Source organism: Hyalangium minutum, assembly GCF_000737315.1.
GTDB classification, from domain to species: domain Bacteria; phylum Myxococcota; class Myxococcia; order Myxococcales; family Myxococcaceae; genus Hyalangium; species Hyalangium minutum.
The window spans coordinates 20,865-39,037 of sequence record NZ_JMCB01000007.1; the positions used below are offsets into that span (position 1 = coordinate 20,865).

13 protein-coding genes and 1 pseudogene are annotated in these 18,173 nt (G+C 67.5%); 10 read left to right on the forward strand and 4 right to left on the reverse strand.

What is annotated here, in order from left to right:
• The first annotated feature begins 128 nt into the window (after positions 1 to 128).
• The 3 genes from DB31_RS19730 (at position 129) to DB31_RS19740 (ending at position 4,395) form a co-directional block, all read left to right on the forward strand.
• Positions 129 to 2,450 carry a Kelch repeat-containing protein gene (locus DB31_RS19730; RefSeq protein ID WP_044190248.1) on the forward strand — a complete coding sequence of 774 codons (2,322 nt, stop codon included), beginning with the start codon at positions 129 to 131 and terminating at the stop codon, positions 2,448 to 2,450.
• 360 nt (positions 2,451 to 2,810) lie between these two features.
• Positions 2,811 to 3,521, forward strand: coding sequence for a YdeI/OmpD-associated family protein (locus DB31_RS19735; protein WP_083968503.1), 711 nt, complete (start codon positions 2,811 to 2,813; stop codon positions 3,519 to 3,521).
• Positions 3,522 to 3,600: 79 nt separating this feature from the next.
• A complete protein-coding gene (locus tag DB31_RS19740) occupies positions 3,601 to 4,395 on the forward strand; it encodes a hypothetical protein (protein ID WP_044190250.1) in 795 nt (264 codons plus the stop codon).
• On the opposite strand, the gene DB31_RS19745 is transcribed toward DB31_RS19740, so the two are convergent.
• Together DB31_RS19745 and DB31_RS19750 are read right to left on the reverse strand one after the other, a co-directional pair.
• Complete coding sequence (locus DB31_RS19745) at positions 4,392 to 4,619, reverse strand: hypothetical protein (RefSeq protein WP_157232080.1); 228 nt, start codon at positions 4,617 to 4,619, stop codon at positions 4,392 to 4,394. The two genes, DB31_RS19740 and DB31_RS19745, sit on opposite strands and share 4 nt — an antisense overlap.
• A 44-nt stretch (positions 4,620 to 4,663) precedes the next feature.
• Entirely contained in the window at positions 4,664 to 5,632 is a 969-nt protein-coding gene (locus tag DB31_RS19750; protein ID WP_044190254.1) for a LysR family transcriptional regulator, read from the reverse strand.
• Between the two features lie 139 nt (positions 5,633 to 5,771).
• Here DB31_RS19750 and DB31_RS19755 point away from each other — a divergent pair, with 139 nt between their 5' ends.
• On the forward strand, positions 5,772 to 6,428 hold the full coding sequence (locus DB31_RS19755) for a hydrolase (protein WP_044190255.1): 657 nt from the start codon (positions 5,772 to 5,774) through the stop codon (positions 6,426 to 6,428).
• Positions 6,429 to 6,519: 91 nt separating this feature from the next.
• On the opposite strand, the gene DB31_RS19760 is transcribed toward DB31_RS19755, so the two are convergent.
• Positions 6,520 to 7,884 (reverse strand): amidohydrolase family protein, encoded by a 1,365-nt coding sequence (locus DB31_RS19760; RefSeq protein WP_044190256.1) that lies wholly within the window; start codon positions 7,882 to 7,884, stop codon positions 6,520 to 6,522.
• Between the two features lie 159 nt (positions 7,885 to 8,043).
• On the opposite strand from DB31_RS19760, the gene DB31_RS19765 reads away from it, so the two are divergent.
• The 3 genes and pseudogenes from DB31_RS19765 (at position 8,044) to DB31_RS19770 (ending at position 11,662) form a co-directional block, all read left to right on the forward strand.
• Positions 8,044 to 9,399, forward strand: a complete 1,356-nt coding sequence (locus DB31_RS19765; protein WP_044190257.1) for a DUF1254 domain-containing protein — start codon at positions 8,044 to 8,046, stop codon at positions 9,397 to 9,399.
• 14 nt (positions 9,400 to 9,413) lie between these two features.
• Positions 9,414 to 9,662, forward strand: a pseudogene (locus DB31_RS50540) (DUF5953 family protein); the annotation flags it as partial.
• 143 nt (positions 9,663 to 9,805) lie between these two features.
• On the forward strand, positions 9,806 to 11,662 hold the full coding sequence (locus DB31_RS19770) for an extracellular catalytic domain type 1 short-chain-length polyhydroxyalkanoate depolymerase (RefSeq protein WP_044190258.1): 1,857 nt from the start codon (positions 9,806 to 9,808) through the stop codon (positions 11,660 to 11,662).
• A gap of 18 nt (positions 11,663 to 11,680) precedes the next feature.
• Here DB31_RS19770 and DB31_RS19775 read toward each other — a convergent pair whose 3' ends face one another.
• Positions 11,681 to 13,747 carry a lipoxygenase family protein gene (locus tag DB31_RS19775; RefSeq protein WP_044190260.1) on the reverse strand — a complete coding sequence of 689 codons (2,067 nt, stop codon included), beginning with the start codon at positions 13,745 to 13,747 and terminating at the stop codon, positions 11,681 to 11,683.
• A 79-nt stretch (positions 13,748 to 13,826) separates the two neighbouring features.
• Here DB31_RS19775 and DB31_RS19780 point away from each other — a divergent pair, with 79 nt between their 5' ends.
• Genes DB31_RS19780 through DB31_RS19790 form a run of 3 tightly spaced genes read left to right on the forward strand, consistent with a single transcriptional unit; the run spans position 13,827 to position 18,163 of the window.
• The gene (locus DB31_RS19780; protein WP_044190261.1) at positions 13,827 to 15,854 is read left to right on the forward strand and encodes a lipoxygenase family protein; all 2,028 of its coding nucleotides are present in this window, start codon (positions 13,827 to 13,829) and stop codon (positions 15,852 to 15,854) included.
• A 21-nt stretch (positions 15,855 to 15,875) separates the two neighbouring features.
• The gene (locus DB31_RS19785; RefSeq protein ID WP_044190263.1) at positions 15,876 to 17,306 is read left to right on the forward strand and encodes a cytochrome P450; all 1,431 of its coding nucleotides are present in this window, start codon (positions 15,876 to 15,878) and stop codon (positions 17,304 to 17,306) included.
• Complete coding sequence (locus DB31_RS19790; protein WP_044190265.1) at positions 17,303 to 18,163, forward strand: fatty acid desaturase family protein; 861 nt, start codon at positions 17,303 to 17,305, stop codon at positions 18,161 to 18,163. The genes DB31_RS19785 and DB31_RS19790 overlap by 4 nt, the downstream gene beginning before the upstream one ends.
• Positions 18,164 to 18,173: the final 10 nt, after the last annotated feature.

The window sequence follows — 18,173 nt, forward strand, 5'->3', positions numbered from 1 at the left end:
TGCCGTTTTGCGTCAGGGTTACCGAAGCGGCTGCGCGGAACAGCCTGGCGACTTTTTATGCATCATTGACTTACCTGCCGGCTCATTCACTTCGCTGGACCTACCTGGACCTCTGCGAAAGCGAAAACATGCCGAGCCTTCGAAGTCTCCCCTCTCTCGCCGCAGCCCTGCTGCTCTCCCTCGCAGCCTGCACTTCCGAGCCCACCGGTGAGCCTACCGGCTCTGTCCAATTCGCCGCCACCGCCCAGCAGGCGCTCTCCGCCAATGATGCCACCCGCGTCAAGGTAACCGTCTCCGCCACGGATATGAGCTCCCTCGTCGTCGAGCTGGCCAAGGTCAGCGGCGCCTGGGGCGGCATTATCGGCAACATCCCCGTGGGCTCCAACCGCACCTTCCTCGCCGAGGCCTTCGACTCGGCCGGCACCAAGATCTTCCAGGGCCAGACGTCGGGCGTGACCATCACCGCCAACCAGACCACCGCCGTGGCCATCACCCTCCAGGAGATTGTTCCCCCTCCTGCCTATGGCAACGAGGCACCCCTCGTTGAGTCCGTCGTGGCTTCCGCCACCACTGTCCAGACAGGCGCCTCCATCACCCTGAGCTCGACGGTGCGTGATCCCAACACGGGGGACACCCTCACCCAGGCATGGACGGCCTCCAGCGGCTCCTTCTCCACCCCCACGGCCACGTCCACCTCGTGGACGGCGCCTTCCTCCACTGGAATTCAGACCCTCACCCTGACCGTGACGGACTCCCAGGGGGCTGCCTCCTCCTTCTCCCTGTCTGTCAACGTCGTCTCTGGTGCCGCCACCGGTAGCGGGGCCGTCAACATCTCCTTCAACCTCTGGCCGGTGGTCTCCAAGGTCTCCCCCTCCCGCACCCGCCTCGACGCGGGACAGTCTGTCTCTGTGTCCGCCAACGCCTCGGATGCGAATGGAGATACCCTCTCCTACCAGTGGGCCACGAACGCGACGTGCCCCGGCACCTGGACGAATGCGACTTCCAGCGCCGCCTCCTTCGTCCCGTCCTCCGTTCCGTCCGCCGCGTGTAACAACTGCCAGCTCACCGTCACTGTTCAAGATGGCCGCGGGGGGCAGACCACGGGCTCGATCAACCTCTGCATTGCCGCCGCGTCCACCGAGCGCTTCGTCCCCACCATCACCAACTTCTACCAGACCGCCAACACCACCTCCCCGGGACAGACCGTAACCTTTAGCGTCACCGCCCTGGACCCTCAGTCCAGCGCCCTGACGTTCGGTTGGAGTGCCAGTATCGGCTCGCTGGCCACGGCGCAGAACACCGCCAGCACCAGCCAGATCGTGTGGACGGCGCCTTCCTGCGCGGTGACGGGAGCTCCCCCCTCCGTCACGGCTGGCGCCACCAATACCTACGGCCTGACGGCCTCGAAGTCCTTCTCCGCCTCCGGCCTGCCAGCGTGCGCAACTGGCTGGGCGGGCGCAGGCACTCTGACCGCGGCCCGCCAGTACCACACCGCCACCTTGCTCTCCTCCGGCAAGGTGCTCGTCACGGGGGGCTCCGACAACCTCAATAGCTACCTCGCTTCCGCAGAGGTGTATGATCCAGCCACCCACTCCTGGTCCTCCGCAGGCACCATGGCCACGGCCCGCCGGAGCCACACCGCCACCCTGCTCTCCTCCGGGAGAGTGCTCGTCACGGGGGGCTCCGGTAACAGCGGCCTCCTCCTCTCCGCGGAGGTGTACGACCCGGCCACCCACTCCTGGTCCTCCGCAGGCACCATGGCCACGGCCCGCCAGTACCACACCGCCACGGCCCTGCTGCCCTCCGGCAAGGTGCTCATCTTGGGGGGCAGCGGCAGCAACGGCTACCTCGCCTCCGCGGAGGTGTACGACCCGGCTACCAACTCCTGGTCCTCCGCCAGCTCCATGACCACGGCCCGCTACCTACACACTGCCACGGCCCTGCTCTCCTCCGGCAAGGTCCTCGTCACGGGGGGCCTCAATAGCAGCGGCACCATCGCCTCCCCGGAGGTGTACGACCCGGCCACCAACTCCTGGTCCTCCGCAGGCACCATGGCCTTGGCCCGCCGGCTCCACGCCGCCACCCTGCTTCACTCCGGCAAGGTGCTCGTCACGGGGGGGATCGGTGGCGCCCATCTCACCTCCGCGGAGGTGTACGACCCAGCCACCAACTCCTGGTCCTCCGCCGCGAGCATGCCCATCTACCGCGAGTCTCACACCGCCATCCAGCTCTCCTCCGGCAAGGTGCTCGTCGCAGGGGGCCACGACAGCATCAACTATCTCTCCTCCGCAGTGGTGTACGACCCGGCCACCAATGTCTGGTCCTCCGTCGGCGACATGCCCACGGCTCGCTACAACCACACCGCCGTCCTGCTCCTGTCGGGCAGGGTCCTCATCGCGGGGGGCGTCAATCCCAGCTACGTCCCCGCCGCGATGATCTACACGCCCTGAGCGCACCTTCGCTCTGTAGACACGCACGGCGCTGAAGTGACGCGGCCCGCTCTCCTCACGGATGGCGGGCCGTTTTGCGTCTGAGACGTGGGAGCACCGGAGCGCTGAACCTGCCGTACCCTGGCTCACGATGGCACCCCACGCGAATCCCGGGCGCCAGCTGCAGGTCCAACGCCGAGGTGATGTCCGCTCTCGCCGTGGCCCTGTCCCCCCGCACGGTAGGCCGAGGCTCCCTCCATGAGCCGATCCGTCTCGGGCCCGTCATTCTCGACCGCCATGAGCGCCCCCGGATGAGTACCTGCGCGCCCGTGATACCGGTTAGGGTAGAACGGCCCAGCCAATCAATGAGCGGGGGGCTGGATGCGTCCGACGCGGCAGGGCGGGAAGACGAAGAAAGCAGCGACAGCGAAGAAGACCACGGCGAAGAAGACCACGGCGAAGAAGGCCATTGCCAAGAAGGCCGCCGCGAAGAAGACGACCGCCAAGAAGGCCGCCGCGAAGGATGAGCTGCCGGTCCTGTCCTTCGCGAAGCAGGATGCGTGGTCGGAATGGCTCGCCAAGCACCATGCATCATCGCGTGGGGTGCGGCTGAAGTTCGCCAGGAAGGCATCCGGCATCCCTTCCATCACCTATCAGGAAGCGCTCGAGGTGGCGCTCATGTGGGGATGGATCGATGGCCAGGGGCAGAGGTTCAACGATACCTTCTGGCTCCAGAGGTACACCCCGCGCGGGCCCCGGAGCATCTGGTCCAAGATCAATCGCGAGCGGGCGCTGGCGCTCATCGCGTCGGGGAAGATGAAGCCGGCCGGGCTCGAGCAGGTCGAGCGCGCGAAGAAGGACGGACGCTGGGAGGCAGCCTACGACTCTCCGAGGAGCGCGACCGTGCCCGACGATCTGGCCGCGGCCCTCGCCGCCAACCCGCGCGCCGCCGAGTTCTTCGCCACGCTGGACGCGAGGAACCGCTACGCCGTGCTCTTCCGGACCCACCACGCGAAGAAGGCGGAGACTCGCGCCCGGCGCATCGCGACCTTCGTCGAGATGCTCGCCCGGCACGAGAAGCTGCACCCCTGAGGCACGGGAGCCCTACGTCTGGTTCCGGCGCTTGTTCTGGCCCTATGGATGGGGCCAGCTGGAATGCTATCAGGGCGGTATGAGACACCTCCCTGACCGGCACCGTGAGTTCCTCGCCACCGCGCTCGACGCGTGGAGGGCGCACTCTGGCATCCTGGGCGTCCTGGCGGGGGGCTCGTATTTGCGCCGGAGCATGGACGCGTTCTCCGACCTGGACCTCGTGCTGGTGGTCTCGGAGGCGCTGCGGGCCACCATCGCCCAGGAGCGCCTCGGGCTCGCGCGGGCGGCGGGGCCCCTGCTGCAGGGCTTCACGGGGGAGCACGTCGGCGAGCCCCGGCTGCTCATCTGCCTCTATGGCCCGCCGCTGTTGCATGTCGACCTGAAGTTCCTCTCCGTCGCCGAGCTTGACGTGCGCATCGAAGACCCGGAGGTGCTCTTCGAGCGGGGGGACGCTGTCACGCAGCGCCTGCGCTCGACGCGGGCGAGCGCCTTGGAGGCTCCGGCGCCCCAGTGGGTGGAGGACCGCTTCTGGGTGTGGATCCACTACGGCATCGACAAGGTGCGGCGAGGGGAGCTGTTCGAGTGCATGGATCTGCTGGCGTTCCTGCGGGCCCAGGCCCTGGCGCCGCTGATACAGCGCCTGGACGGTGGAGACTGGCGGGGAGTGCGGCGGCTCGAAGCCTCGCGCCATGCCCCGGCGCTCGCGCGAGTCTGTGCGCGCCATGATGCGCAGGAGTGCTTCCAGGCGCTGGCGGCCGCGGTCGAGGTCTACACCACGCTGAGAGGTGAGCTGGACGCGCCGCGAGCCCCCCAGCCCTCACCGGCGGAGCCCGCCGTCCGCGCCTACCTGGCAGAGGCCCGCGCAGGGAATTAGATGAGCCGTACCAGCCCTACGGCGAGCCCCAGGCCCAACAGCGCGCCACCCGTGAGCAGCAGGAACCGCTTGCTGCTGTTGACGGGGAGTTCGGTTGGCTCCGGGCGAGGCCAGCTTCCTCGCCGCACCAACTCCTGCCAGCTGCGGATGTAGCGCACCCAGGCCAGGGCCGTGGAGGCAGCCCACTTGCGCCCCAGGCTCCAGCGCCTCCGTGGGCCGAGCACCCGCGCGAACTGCACCTCATGGAGGGCTGCCCACGTCCCGACCGCTAACGCTTGGATCCGGCGGCCTTGCGTCCCCGGTCACTGACGGCTCGGGTTGCGTCGAACAGGCCGGCCAGGTCCTGGCGTTTGAACTCGCGCACGACGTAATCCACGAACACGCGAGTCTTCGCGGGGAGCTGCCGGTGCCCTGGGTAGTAGAGCGAGATCGGGCCGGCATCGGCGTACCAGTCCGGCAGGAGCCGCACCAGCGTTCCCTCGCGCAGGTGGGGCAGCGCACTGAGCGTCGAGACGAGGGTGATGCCCAGGCCCATCAGGGCGCAGTGACAGAGGGAGCCGGGGTCATTGAGGATCATGCGTGGCTGCAGCTCGACGGCGACCTGCTCTCCCGCGCGGTTGCGCAGCGTCCTGGAATGGAGGCGTCCCGTCAGCGGAGAGCGCAGCAGGATGCCTTCGAGGCGCTGGAGGTCGGCGGGCTCCTGAGGTGGAGTGATTCGCGCCAGATAGGAGGGCGAGGCCACGGCAATGATGTGCACCCGGGCGAGCTCGCGCGCGGCGAGTCCCGAGGCAAGGTCGAAGCCGCCGCCAATCGCGGCGTCGAAACCTCCCTTGATGAGATCCACCGGCTGGTTGTTGAAGTCCCAGTCCGGGACGATGCCGGGATAGCGGGCGAGGAAGTCGTGGAGCAGCGGCAGGAGGTAGCCGCTCCCGAGGACGGGCGCCATGCTGACCTTCAGCACTCCGGCCGGTTTCTCGGCGGCATGTGAAGCGTTGGCGATGGCGGCTTGGAGGGTGTCGAGACTGCCACTGACCTCGCGCAGGAATCGCTCGCCGGGCTCGGTGAGGGTGAGGGCGCGGGTGCTGCGCTGGAACAGACGCACGCCCAGCCGGGCCTCGAGCCGCGCGACGTTCTGGCTCACGGCGGCAGGCGTCAAACCGAGCTTGCGAGCGGCGGCGGAGAAGCTCGAGGACTGAGCGCTGCGGACGAAGGACTCCAGGGTGACGAGGGTCTCCATGCTTTAAACGTCCTGTTGAAAGTGATGCTGGAGACGGCCCTCTACTGCGAGGAGCGTCGGGCATCCATCATCGTCTCCAACAGCCCACGGGCGCGGACCGAGGTGTCCGTGCCCTTTCCTGCTGTCCTTGGAGAACACCATGAGCCCTCCCCACAACCCGAAGACCGGCCTGGATGCGCTGCTGACGCCGGACAACTGCGTGTTGATCCTGATCGACCACCAGCCGTTCCAGTTTGCCGGCCTGCGCAGTCACGACACACAGACCATCATCAACAACGTGGTGGGGCTGGCCCGTGCCGCGAAGCTGTTCAAGGTGCCGACGCTGCTGACCACGGTGTTGGAGGAGCGCGGCGGTTACATCATCAAGCAGTTGCAGGACGTGTTTCCTGAGCAGAAGCCCATCAACCGCACGTTCATCAACACGTGGGAGGACGCGCGGGTGGTGGAGTGGGTGAAGAAGACAGGGAAGAAGAAGATCGTCATGGCGGCGCTGTGGACGGAGATCTGCCTGGCGTTCCCGGTGATTCACGCGCTGGGCGACGGGTACGAGGTCTACATCGTCACCGACTCCTCGGGAGGAGTGTCGGTGGAAGCGCACGAGGTGGCGATTCAGCGGATGGTGCAGGCGGGGGCGGTGCCGCTCACGACGGGGGTTTTCGCCTCGGAGCTACAGCGCGACTGGGCTCGGACGGCGACGGTGGAAGGCCTGGCCGAGCTGATCATCGACCACATGGGCTCGGTGGGCACCAGCTACGTGTGGGAGCAGCAGCTCCTCAACACGCCCCCGCCGAAGTGAGGTCGCTGCGGCAGGGGCGATTCTGGGCTCTTGCTGTGGAGGCAGGCTTAAGGGGCTTGGCGTCCGTGAGGGGAGCACGGGCATCCTTCCCTCACTGGAGCCCGGCCCTCCCACCCTCCGGGCTCCGGGCGTCCAGGATCACCTGGCCGTCCTTCATGACGAAGCGGACCTGCTTCAGCGCCCCGATGTCCTTCAATGGGTCGCCCTCCACCGCGAGCAGGTCCGCGAGCTTGTTCGCCTCGACGGAGCCGATCCGGTCCTGCATGCGGAGCAGCTCCGCCGCGTTCAGGGTGGCCGCGCGCAGCACGTCCACGGGCTTGACGCCCGCCTCGACGTAGGCGCTGAAGCCTTGCACGCTGGCCTGGCCTCGTGTCAGCCCGGGTATCGCGATGTACATGTCCGAGCCCGCCGCCAGCCGGACGCCCGCGGCCACCGCGCGCCGGATGCGGTCATTCGCCTTCGTGATGAGCTTCCTGCAGCGCTCCCGCATGCGGCGCTGGCGCTCCGCGTCGCCGAGCTTGGCGCCGAGGCTGTCGCACTGGTCGATCGGGCCCTCGGTGGGCACCAGGAAGATGCGTTTGCGCGCCATGGGCGCCAGCACATCATCCGGGAGCGAGTACCCGTGCTCGACGGAGTCGACGCCGGCCTCGACCGCGTTGCGGACGCTCTCATCGGTGGTGGTGTGTGCCGCCACCGGGCGCTTGCTGCGGTGGGCCTCCTCCACGATGACCTTCAGCTCCTCCACGGAGAGGAGGTTGTGGCCGTTGTCGACGATGACCTTGATGCAGTCCGCGCCGTCGGCGATCGCCTGCCGCACGGCACGCCGGGCCTCCTCGACGCCCGAGAGGGTGACGTACTCCTGCTCGATGAGGTCCTGAGCCGCGGGCTGGAGCGTGGCGAACTGCCCGCCGTGCGGCGCGAGCGCGCGCGTGCAGGCGGAGATGCGCGGGCCCCGCACCCAGCCACGCTGGATGGCGTTGCGCAGCGCCACGTCGCCATTGACCCCAGAGTTGCCGACGTCCCGCACGGTGGTGACGCCCGCCTCGAGCATCTCGAGGCCCAGCTTCACGCCCAGCAGCGCGCGATCGGCGGTGCTCTGCTGAACGATGGTGGAGATCATCGCTCCGTCTCCGCTCTCCTCGTGAAGGTCCAGCAGCAGGTGCGAGTGCGCGTCGATCAGTCCGGGCATCAGGGTGACGTTGCCCAGGTCGATGACCCGAGTTCCCGCAGGAATGGCGAGGCCGGTGCCCACGGCCTGGAGGGTCGAGCCCTCGATGAGCACGACCGCATCCGGGAGGAGCTTGTCGCTCTTCCCATCGAAGAGCCTCGCGGCGCGCACGGCGATGCGCTGGGGCTCAGGAGCCGCGGCCCCTTGAGCCCACGACAAGCCAGGAATGCCGCAGAGCACGACAGCGCCAACGATTGTCTTCAGGAGTTGCCAGGAGAGAGAGGTCAAAGTGTGGCTCCTTTGCGTGGCCTCATGGGAGAGCGGCTTGAGCAGGCGTGTACCAGCCCTAAGCACTAGGTCCAATATCCATGACCTGACACTTTGATTAGGTTCCTCGCTCGCGACAAATGGAACTTCGAGCGAGCCGCGCTCGAAGAAGAGGAGCCTATGGCGACAAGCGCTGATTTGGACTTAGAGACTGCATACGAGATCGGCTGCGAGGGATACACATATCTCTATCCCATCGTGTTGATGGACGTGACGCGCCGGCAGATGACGAACGTCAAGGAGATCGACCTCCCCACCTGGCGAAGCCCGGCCAACGTGTTCATGAATAACCCGACCTTCCCGGGGCCGGAAGACCGCACCGTGGTGCGACCCAACTTCGACACGCTCTATTCGAGTGCGTGGCTCGATCTCGTGCGCGAGCCCATGGTCATCAAGGTCCCTGCGTCCGATGGGCGCTACTACCTCTTGCCCATGCTCGACATGTGGACGGACGTCCTCGCCAGCCCCGGCCCCCGCACGACGGGGACCGCAGCCCAGGAGTTCGTCATCGTCGGCCCGGGGTGGAGCGGGACGATCAACCCGGCCCTGAACCTGCAACGGATCGACGCGTCGACGCCGTATGTCTGGATCATCGGACGAACGCAGTGCAACGGTGAATCGGACTACGCCAGCGTGCACGAGTTCCAGAATGGCCTCCAGATCATCCCTTACTCCGCCTACGAGGCCGGGCAGCCGCCGCCGCCGCCCATCGGGTCAGACACCGATGACATCAGCCTCGAAGAGCCGTTGGTGATCGTAGAGAAGATGACGCCCGAGGCGTTCTTCGCCTATGGCGCGGACCTGATGCGCCAGAATCCAGCGCACTTCAATGACTACCCCATCCTCGCGCGTCTGGCGCGGGCAGGCTTCGTGGCGGGCCAGCCGTTCGACCTGAACGCAGCCCCTGCGGCGGTGCAAGACGCCTTCAGGAGAGCGGCCCCCGATGCCCTCGCCCGGATGAAGGAGAAGCAACTCACCCTCACGCCGCTGACGAATGGCTGGGTATACCCGAACGAGATGATGGGGACCTACGGGACGAGCTACCTCCGCCGCGCGATCATTGCCCTGATCGGACTGGGAGCGAATCTCCCGGAGGACGCAATCTACCCGACCGCCTACGTGGATTCCATGAGCACCGCGCTGGACAGCGCCGAGCGTTACACGCTGCGCTTCGAGGCCAACAGCCTGCCACCGGTGAACGCCTTCTGGTCCGTGACGCTGTACGACGAGCAGGGATTCCAGGTCCCGAACGCCATCAACCGCTTCTCGCTGGGCACGCGAAACAACCTGGCCGAGTCCGATGGCTACGTGACGTTGTACGTCGAGCGCTCCATGGACGAGGCCGATCCGAGGCGGTCGAACTGGCTGCCGGCACCACAGCAGGGCGTGTTCAACCTCACCCTGAGGCTGTACTCGCCGAAGCAGGAGGCGATCAATGCAGATTGGCACCCGCCCGCGATCTCGCGAGCGACGTGACCACCACTGACATGCGCTCACCTGAGATTCCACATCGCCTGGGGTGGCTGAACTCCTGGTCTACCGCCACCGCGCAGGCCATCGGGTTCCCGACTCCTGCTTGCGACGCCGAGTTGCTCACGCGGGCGCGGCGCAAGCCGTCGGGCGGGTGAATCGTGCAGCTCACGGATACGCCGCTCGACCTCGACAACCCCGCCCACTTGGGCGCGCTGAGGCGGGGCTACGAGCGGTTCCCGGAGATCGGCGGGCGCGCGGCATCTTGACCGCGGATCCCATCGGGCTTCGCGCCCTGCGCTGCCGCTATGCCGCACTGCACTATCGGTTTCAGAGACTCACACTCTTGGAATGCGCGAAAGAACCTGCTTGGGTAGAGACCTGAATCACCCCTCATGTTCCGGAGTGCACGATGCGCGTATCGAGAGTCCCGGTAGAGATGCGGTGGCTGGTGGCGGCAGTGGCGGTGGTGACGGGCTGTGGTCCCGAGGAGTCCCTGGAGGAGCGGGAGGCGCCTTCGCTGGCCACCCAGCGCGCGGGGCTGACGCAGGTGACGAGCTTTGGCACCAACCCTGGCAACCTGAACATGTACAAGTATGTGCCGGCTGGGGTGCCCGCCAACGCGCCGCTGGTGGTGGCGCTGCACGGCTGTTCGCAGACCGCCACCGCCTACGAGGGCGCCGGGTGGAACAAGCTGGCGGACCTGAAGGGCTTCTACGTGCTCTACCCGGAGCAGAAGAGCGCCAACAACTCCTCCGGCTGCTTCAACTGGTTCGAGGTGGGGGACATTGCCCGCGGTCAGGGCGAGGCGCTGTCCATCAAGCAGATGGTGGACAAGATGAAGGCGGATCACTCCATCGACAGCTCGCGCGTGTTCATTACGGGCCTGTCCGCGGGCGCGGCGATGACCGGCGTGATGGCGGCCGCCTATCCGGACGTCTTCTCCGGAGCGGCCATCATGGCGGGCATCCCCTATAAGTGTGCCACGTCGATGACGGGCGGCTTCAGCTGTATGAGCCCGGGCACGGACAAGACGCCCGCCCAGTGGGGTGATTTGGTGCGCGGCGCCTACTCGGGCTACGCGGGGCCCTGGCCGAAGATCTCCATCTGGCACGGCACCTCGGACTTCACCGTGAAGACGATGAACGCCACCGAGCAGATGGAGCAGTGGACGAACGTGCACGGCATCGACCAGACGGCGGACGTGAGCGAGACGGTGGCTGGCTTCCCCCACAAGGTCTACAAGGACGGCGCGGGCGTGGCGCGCGTGGAGACGTACGAACTGACGGGCATGGGGCACGGCACGGCGGTGGATCCGCAGTTCTCCTTCCCCGGCTCGGCGGTGGGGTGTGGCACGGCGGGCTCGTACATCCTGGATGTGAACATCTGCTCCACGTGGTACGCGGCGAGCTTCTTCGGCCTGGCCTCGGGAGGCGGGGGAGGCGGGGACACCACGGCCCCCACCGTCAACGTGACGGCGCCGGCCAGCGGGGCCACCGTGAGCAGCACCGTGACGATCACCGCCAGTGCCTCGGATGCCGTGGGGGTGAGCCGGGTGGAGTTCTTCGTGGACGGCGCGCTGGTGGGCACCGACACGGCTTCGCCCTATTCCTTCGCGTGGAACTCGGCCTCGGTGGCCAATGGCAGCCACGCGCTGATGGCCAAGGCCTATGACGCCGCAGGCAACGTGGGCACCGACAATGACACCTCCGTGACGGTGAGCAACACGGGCGGGTCGACGACCACGACGGTGACCTTCAACAGCATCTCCGCCGAGGATGGGTACGTGAAGGCCAACGCGGACGGCAGCTCGCCCGCACTGGGCACCTTGACCAGCTTGGCGGTGGGCCGCGGGACGGACGGCAAGCAGAACCGGACGCTGTTGTCCTTCGACACCTCCTCGCTGCCGGACACGGCGGTGGTGGTGCGGGCCTATGTGAAGGTGACGTGGTCCTCGGGCATGGGAGACCCCTGGAGCAACCCCGCGGGTAACACCCTGCTGGTGGACGTGAAGAACGGCACCTTTGGCGCGGCGGGCACGGAGACCACGGACTTCACGGCCGCGCCCACGGCGAGCGGCGTGGCGAGCATCGCGCAGTTCTCCACGGGCTCGAAGACGTCCTCGGACTTCAGCTCCGCGGGGCTGTCCTCGATCAACAGCACCGGCCGCACGCAGCTCAAGCTGCGCTTCTCGGTGGACCCGAGCACCACCCAGTACGCCTTCTTCACCGAGGGCGCGGGCGCCGTGCTGACGGTGGAGTACCAGTAGCGTCCCGCGGAGAGCTGCTCAGATGTTGATGCGGGAGCTCACCGTCCCGATGTCCAGGCCCCACGCTGCGAAGTTCGCGGCGTGGGAGCGCAGCAGCTCCGCGAGCCTTGGGTGCACGTCACTCTCTTCGTTGGCCACGATGAAGCCGTAGTTGGTCTTGGACAACATCCAGGAGATCCACAGCATCTCGGTGGCTCGATCCGGGGCGGGAGCCACCTCGGCATCATCCTCGCCCACGAGGATGCCTTCCTTGCCCCAGCGGAGACCCAGGCAGGAGTACAGCACCTCGCCCGCGTCCTCCCACTGGAGGTTGTTGGCCCAGGCGTGCCGGAACGTGGCGAAGTAGATGACGTAGCGGCACAGCTGCTTGAGCGCCTCCAGCTCGCCGGGCTGGGGAACATCGGTCTGGGTCACCGGGCTGATGGCCTTCGGTGCCGGGTCGGCTGCCTTCTCGTCCAGGTTCATGCGCTCGGAGCGCACGAACCACGGGGCATCCTTTCCCGCGATCCGCGCCCGCAGATAGCGGCACACGAAGGCGGGCACCGAGTGAGCCACCAGCTCGTCCGAGAGGCGCCGCACCTCCAGCCAGTGGGCCTCCACCGCGCTGCCGTGCTCGGCGAAGAACGCGTCGATGTGCTCTCCCAGTAGCCGCCAGAACAGCTGCGCGGCGTGGCCGTAGCGGTGCCCCTCGCACACGGGCGCCGCGGGCGCGAAGCCCCGCCAGTCATAGCTGCCCAGCAGATGCTGGAGCCGCGTCTCCACGCCCCGCTCCGTCAACGCGCTGGCGCGGGTGATGTAGCCATGGGGTCCGACCAGGAAGCTGCTCGCGGAGTGGTTGATCAGCACCACTTCACGCAGGTGAGGCATGAGCAGCCAGCGCAGCGGGTTCCGCCGCAGGTTGCGGTGCGCGGCGATGGCGTACTGCTCGACGTTGAGGTGGCACTGCCCCAGGTGGTTGCCCAGCTCCGTGTCCAGCGTGGCGCTCACCCGCGCCATCCGCTTGGCGGCCTCCCACTGGGCGCCATCCGAGGGCGTGAAGGTCTGGCGCGTCACGGGTGAGTGGGCAGCCTTGGCTCCCATCTCCCGCAGCCCCAGGATGATGCGCATGGGCATCAAGCGCCCCTCCACCAGCCGCAGCCGCACGTCCACGTCCGGGAGACAGTGGATGCCGTCCTGCTCGTAGGCGTTCCAGGGGAAGTAGAGCCGGAAGGCGTGTGGATCGCCGGAGACTTCGGGATCCCGGTCCAGGATCGTCGAGAACATGCCGTTGAGCAGGCGCTCGCCGAAGTAGGCGTCACTGCGCGTGGAGCCCGGAGACTGCCGCTCCAGGCGCATGGTGGTGCTCTCAGGGTAGTCGGCCTGCACCTCCGCCAGGCTGGGCGCGTGCCCCAGGCGGACCCGGAGCAGGTGCTGCCGCTTCACGAGCTCGATGGGCGCCACGGCCTTGAGCATCGCCATCGAGCGCCCCGGGGCGTACGCCGTCGGGGGCGTGCCCTCCTCGGTGACGAGCAGCCGGGCCAGCGGCGCCGCTGGGTCGTATTCCCAGTAGGGCAGCCGCAGGGTGCCGAAGTCGTAGAAGAGTCCGCCGTGGTCGTCGGGGCCTCGCTCCGAGCCGATGCGCCGCCAGCTCTCCACCACCCGCCCATCCTTGCGGAAGGTGTGCTGGGGCTCGAAGAAGCGGAGCTCGAGATCCGGCAGATCGCCCATCCCTGCATCGGCGGGGTCGTAGCGGATCTCGAAGCGCCCCTCGCTGTCCGTGAAGCCCTCGCCCAGGTAGTCGTCGGGAGAGCCCGGGTCCCGGTCCCACAGCTCGATCTTGAGGTGGTGCAGCGGGAGGGGGCCTTGGGGACCGTCCTGCTCGAAGACGAGGCGGCCCACGGCGACGGCAGGCAAGGTCGCGGGATCCCGGACGGCCTGAGGACGGCGCACGCGTGGCGCCAGCTCGCGGCTGACGGCCATCCGTTCCTCGGGCGTCAGGCTCGTGTACCACCGGGTCAGCTCTTCGGGATCGAGGAGGTCTGGCTCGGCCTCTCGAGCCGCAAGGCCCAAGGAAGCGAGCAGGCGGCGGAATGCGGCAAGCACCATGCTCGGGGGACCCTACCATGTCTTGCAGTGAACGTTCCCACCGACCTACCCTCACGCGCCGCAACATGCAGGGGGCTTCATGACGGTCGAGTACACGCTCACGATTCGCACGGGCTCGCGGTTTGGCGCCGGGACGAACGCTGCGATCTCCGTGGCCTTGGTGGGCACGGAGGGCGAGAGCGAGCAGCACACGTTGGACAAGCGGTTCCACAATGACTTCGAGGCGGGCGCGGAGGACGTCTACACGGTCAAGACCCGCGAGCTGGGCGAGCTGCTGCTGCTGCGGTTCACCAACCCCGGAGGCGTCGCGGGCGATTGGCTCCTGGATCTGGTGCGCGTCACTGCGGGCGAGCGGAGTTGGTATTTTCCCTACCATCGGTGGATCCTGAGCGGCGCCTCGGCCGAGGTCCTCGAGGGCACGGCGCGGCTGCCGCAGCAGGTGCGCAACGAGCGGGCAGCGTCGGCGCGGCTCGAGCAACTGATGCACCGCCAGCGGATGTATGTCTGGCGCCCGGCCGAGGCGACCGCCGGCCTGCCTGGAGCGCTCGACATCAGCCAGGAGCGGCCGCTCCCGAAGGACGAGCTCTACCGGGGCCTGACGGATGGCAGCTACGAGGTCGTCATCGCCAAGACGCTCGCGGCGATCAAGCTGAACCTGCCTGTGCTCACCAAGGCCTGGAACGGGCTGGTGGACATCTTCCACTTCTTCAAGAGCCTTGAGCTGCCGCAGCTGTCCCAGCGGTGGAAGGACGACTACGAGTTCGCTCGCCAGGCCGTGCAGGGGATCAGCCCCGTCCACATCCAGAGCATCACGGCGCTGCCGCAGGGACTCCGGCTGCCGGAGGGGGAGCTGCGCGGGGTGCTCTCGCCGGGCCACTCGCTGGAGCAGGCACTCGCGGCGAAGCGGATCTTCCTGCTCGACTTCGAGATCCTCGAAGGCATCCCCATGTTCCGGAAGGTGGACAAGGACGGGAGCGAGGAGCGGCGCTGGGCGCCGGCGGCCCGGTGCCTCCTGTACCTGGATGACACCCGCCAGCTCCGGCCCATCGCCATCCAGCTCGGCCGGGATCCGGAGAAGGACCCGGTGTTCACGCCCAACGACGCGGAGCACGACTGGCTGGCCGCGAAGATCTTCGTCCGCTGCAGCGAGGGGAACACGCACCAGATGGTGGGGCACGCGCTGCGGACCCACTTCGTGGCGGAGCCGTTCGTCATGGCGACGATGCGCAACCTCCCGGATCCGCACCCCGTCTACAAGCTGCTGCGCCGCCACTTCCGCTACACCCTGGCGATCAACGAGGGAGCGCGCAAAGGCCTGCTCGCCGAGGGCGGCGTGTTCGACGACTTCATCGCTACGGGCGGGCCCGACAAGGGCCACTTGGAGCTCGGCAAGAAGGGCTACCAGCGCTGGAAGCTGTCGGACAACAAGCCGCGGCCGGACTTCGAGCGCCGCGGCGTCCTGGATCCCGCCGTCCTCCCGTACTACCCCTACCGGGACGATGCGCTGCGGCTGTGGGACGCGATCGAGGAGTACGTGGGTGGTGTGCTCCATCACTTTTATCTGTCCAACGCGGACCTCGCGGCTGACACGGAGCTGCAGGCGTGGTGGGCGGACCTCACCCAGCGGGGGCTGCCCGTCGAGAAGCTCCCGTGTGCGGAGCTGAAGCGGGTGGAGGACCTCGTGGACATCCTGGCCACCGTCATCTTCACGGTGAGCGTCCAGCACGCCGCGGTGAACTACCTTCAGTACGAGCACTACGGCTTCGTGCCGAACGCGCCGCTGTGCATGCGTCAGGCGCCGCCCCAGGAGAAGGGGAAGCTGAAGGCGGAAGACATCATCGAGATGATTCCGAGCAAGTCCCAGACGCTCTGGCAGATCGCCATTGGCCGGGCGCTCTCCAGCTTCGGGGATGACGAGGAGTACCTGCTCCACGAGGGCGGGTGGCGCGAGGATTACTTCCAGGAGCCCGAGCTGGCCGTGATCCGCAAGCGGTTCCACGAGCGGCTGCGCGCCCAGCTCGCCGCGGTGAAGGAGCGCAACTCCCAGAGCGAGGTCCCCTACACCGTCCTCCAGGCCGATCGCATCCCCTGCGGCATCACCGTCTGAGCCGCCTCGAAAGATCCTCCTTTGCCGAACCTGCTCTCCCGCGGCCTGTTCAACCTGTTCTTCGGTTCCAAGCGCAAGGCGTTCGAGAAGTTGCCGGGACCCACGCCCGGGGTGCTGGGCACCCTGGGGGATTTCATCGGCCCCAACCCCTGGGATGTGTGCGCGCGGTACGGCCGCGAGTACGGGGGCGTCACGTTGATCTGGATGGGACCCAGCCCGGGGTTGGTGCTCAACGATCCGGCGGTCATCGAGGAGATTCTCCTCACCCGTCGGCTCGAGTTCGAGAAGGGAAACATCGGCACCCAGATCCGGCCCACCGTGGGGGACACGGTCTTCATCGCCAACCAGGGGGAGGACTGGTCCGCCAAGATCAAGGTGGAGCCCATGGCTCAGCCCTGGGCCGCGGCATGGCTGGCCGCCCTGGTGGGGCCGCTGCAGGCGGCGATCAACGAATCCGTGGACGCCCTGCTGAAGGAGCCATCGATCGATCTCACGCCCACGCTGCGCCGGCTGACCTTCGACGGCTTCGCGGTGGCGGCCATCGGCGAGAAGACCCCGGACTCGGTGTTCGAGGACTTCATGCTGTTGGCGAAGGGCGCGGATGCCCGGCTCCAAGCGAAGCTTCCCTTGCGGTTCGTCTCGTTCCCCGAGGGCTTCGAGGCCGCGAAGGAGCGCTTCTACGGCTACTTCACGGAGCGGGTCCGCCGGGCGCGTGCGGCTTTGAACCCGAGCGCGGTGGATCTGATGTCGTGGACGCTGCGCGAGATGCCCACGGTCAGTGATGCGTGGCTCGGGCACATCCTGGGAACGCTCTTCTATGGAGGCGTCTTCTCGACCAGCACCACCCTGGTGGGCGCCTTCCACCAGCTCCAGAAGTATCCCGCCGCCGAGGAGCGGCTCGCGGCCGAGGCCGCCACGCTGGCCGGTGCTCCGCTGACCTTCGAGTGGCTGCGCGGCGCGCCCTGGAGCGAGGCCGTTGCGTACGAGGTGCTGAGGATTCTACCGGCGGTCCGCATCTTCCTCCGCACTCCGGCGGCCGACACGGAGCTGGCTGGAGTGAAGCTGCCCGCGGGTTCGACGCTCATGGTCTCGAACCAGCACCTGCACCGGGATCCCTCGCACTGGAAGGACCCGGAGACCTTTGAGCCCTCCCGCTGGTTGAATGGAGGCACGGCCCGCGATCCGGCCGGGAGCGGGTACTTCTTCCCGTTTGGCCGGGGCCCGCGTGAGTGCGTGGGCGCTCCCTTCGCGTTGTTGTTCCTGCAGACGGCGCTGGCCACGATCGCCGCCCGTGTGAAGGTCCACGTCGACTCGACCGAGCCCTTCGAAGAGGGATTCTTCTTCGGCGTCGTCCTGCCAAAGGGCGTCACCGGCCGGTTGATCGCACGCCCGTCTCAAGCAGCCTCCCTTCCCGGGAGCGTCCACCCCAGCGCCGCCGTGAAAACCGCATGACCTTGTTCCGCAACCCTCGAGACCGCATCCCTGTCCTGCTGTTCGCGTGTGTCTTCGCGCTCGATCTGACAGTGTACTTCACGGCGCGCAGTGCGTGGCTCCCTGTCCTCTGGCTCGTCCTGTGGGCGATCCCGAAGGGGTGGATCAGCGCGTGGAACCACCACCATCAGCACGTGCCCATGTTCCGCCACGCGTTGCCCAACCGCCTCCTGGATGTGGTGTTCGGGTTCCAGACAGGGGTGATTTCGCACGCGTGGTTCCTGCACCACGTGCTCGGCCACCACCGCAACTACCTGGACCAGGAGAAGGACGAGGCCCGCTGGAAGCGCAGCGATGGTTCCCCCATGGGGGAGCTGGAGTTCTCGGCCATCACGGCGCTGGTGGCCTATCCCCGGGCGTTCCGCGTGGGGCTGGAGCACCCGAAGGTGATGCGCATCTTCCTGTCGATGGGGGCGCTCCAGGTGGCGCTGCTCGGCTTGCTGTTCTGGCACAACTGGTACAACGCGCTGTGGGTCTTCCTGCTGCCCATGGGCCTGTCGCTGTACCTGACGGTGTGGGCCACCTACTTCCACCACGTGGGGCTGGACACGACGGCGCACGCGAAGGCCTCGTTCAACATCCTGCACCGGGGCTACAACCTGATGACAGGCAACCTCGGCTACCACACCGCGCACCACGTGAAGCATGGCCTGCACTGGTCGCAGCTGCCGGAGCTGCACGCGCAGCTGGCGAAGGAGGTTCCTCCCACGCACTACCGTCAGCCGGGCATTCCGTTCGTGTGGTTCGGCGCGGAAGCCCAGGTGGAGGTGAGTCCCGAGGAGGCTCAGGGTGTCGGGCTCCTACGCGCGAGGAACTGACCTTGGATTG

Excerpts from the sequence above, each read along its gene's own strand:
- DB31_RS19730 (WP_044190248.1), top strand. The coding sequence starts at position 129 with ATGCCGAGCCTTCGAAGTCTCCCCTCTCTCGCCGCAGCCCTGCTGCTC.
- DB31_RS19735 (WP_083968503.1), top strand. The coding sequence starts at position 2,811 with ATGCGTCCGACGCGGCAGGGCGGGAAGACGAAGAAAGCAGCGACAGCG.
- DB31_RS19740 (WP_044190250.1), top strand. The coding sequence starts at position 3,601 with ATGAGACACCTCCCTGACCGGCACCGTGAGTTCCTCGCCACCGCGCTC.
- DB31_RS19750 (WP_044190254.1), bottom strand. The coding sequence starts at position 5,632 with ATGGAGACCCTCGTCACCCTGGAGTCCTTCGTCCGCAGCGCTCAGTCC.
- DB31_RS19755 (WP_044190255.1), top strand. The coding sequence starts at position 5,772 with ATGAGCCCTCCCCACAACCCGAAGACCGGCCTGGATGCGCTGCTGACG.
- DB31_RS19765 (WP_044190257.1), top strand. The coding sequence starts at position 8,044 with ATGGCGACAAGCGCTGATTTGGACTTAGAGACTGCATACGAGATCGGC.
- DB31_RS19770 (WP_044190258.1), top strand. The coding sequence starts at position 9,806 with ATGCGCGTATCGAGAGTCCCGGTAGAGATGCGGTGGCTGGTGGCGGCA.
- DB31_RS19775 (WP_044190260.1), bottom strand. The coding sequence starts at position 13,747 with ATGGTGCTTGCCGCATTCCGCCGCCTGCTCGCTTCCTTGGGCCTTGCG.
- DB31_RS19780 (WP_044190261.1), top strand. The coding sequence starts at position 13,827 with ATGACGGTCGAGTACACGCTCACGATTCGCACGGGCTCGCGGTTTGGC.
- DB31_RS19790 (WP_044190265.1), top strand. The coding sequence starts at position 17,303 with ATGACCTTGTTCCGCAACCCTCGAGACCGCATCCCTGTCCTGCTGTTC.